This window comes from Microvirga sp. P4_G7 (assembly GCF_056401005.1).
The window spans coordinates 1-1,248 of record NZ_JBFUKD010000894.1; the positions used below are offsets into that span (position 1 = coordinate 1).

General features: G+C 62.4%; 2 protein-coding genes. Both read left to right on the forward strand.

What is annotated here, in order from left to right:
• Positions 1–703 (forward strand): LacI family DNA-binding transcriptional regulator (locus tag AC1DT3_RS21700; protein WP_477467251.1); only part of this gene is annotated, 703 nt, incomplete at its 5' end.
• A 109-nt stretch (positions 704–812) separates the two neighbouring features.
• The coding region (locus tag AC1DT3_RS21705) for an ABC transporter substrate-binding protein (RefSeq protein ID WP_477467252.1) at positions 813–1,248 on the forward strand (436 nt) is incomplete at its 3' end.

Here is a 1,248-nt window from a genome sequence, read left to right on the forward strand (position 1 = left end):
CGATGGTATCTGCCTGATGCTGTCCGGCACCGCGGCGCAGCGGCGCGGCGTGATGGAGCGCGTCAGGGCGCTCGGACAACCGGTTCTTCTCTTGCAGGAAAAGCTTCCGGCAGACATCGAAGACGGCGCCTGCGTCATGCAGGACGACCGAGCGGGCGGACGCGCGGTAGCGGAGCACTTGTTCGAGCGACCGGTGCGGCAGGCGGCGATGCTGGTTCCGACGGCAGAGTGGCCCGCCATCAAGCGCCGAGAGATCGGCATTCGGGACGTGCTCAAAACTCTTCCCGTTCAGCCAGCGCTGCATGTCGTGCGCTGCGGTGACGAGGGCTTCTCGGCGACGCAAGCGGCTTTCGCAGAACACATCGAGCAGCACGGAACGCCCGATGTGCTGATCGGCGGCAACGATCAGATGGCGATAGCCGGGATGAAGCTTCTCCAGGGCCGAGGCCTTCGCGTTCCGGAGGACGTGCGCGTGACGGGCTTCAACGGTCTCGAGTTTTGGCGCTACGCCGCACCGGAGCTCACCACCGTCTTCTCTCCCGCCTATTCGATTGGCGAAGCCGCGGGGGAAGCGATGCTGGAGCGGCTGTCTCAGGGACGCTTTCCATTTCGCGAGCGCGTTCTGCCCGTCACCTTCTCCGCTCACCGCTCATCAATTCCAGCCGCCGACAGCAGCGCGGCCCATCGTCCCGTTCAATCATGAAGGAGAACACCCACCCACGATGACTTGCTTCCAATGAGAGACGCCCGCGCGGACGCTGCCTAGCGTCCCAACAGATGGGCAACAACAGAGGATCCCGGAGGACCATTCCATGATGACTTTCTGTTTACCGAAGAACACGACGAGCGTTCTGACTGCCCTGTCATTCACGTTGCTGAGCGGCGCTGCCTTGGCGCAAACGCCGTTCCAATGCCCGCAAAAAGGTGGCGATCTCGCATTCGCGCTCGAAGCTCGTGTGCCGAGCCTCGATCAGCACGCGTCCAATTCCACGGCCACGCGCAACATCGGCATGAACGTGTTCGAAACGCTGATCACGCGTGACGAGAAAATGAACCCGATGCTCGAGCTCGCCGAGTCCCTGGAGGAGGGAAGCGATGGGCTGACATACACGTTCAAGCTCCGCCCCGGCATCACGTTTCACAACGGCAAGGCTATGACCTCGGCCGACGTGGCGGCGTCTTTCAACCGATACAAGACCATTGGTGTCGATCGATCGATCCTCGATGCGGTCGCAAGCTGGGAGACAC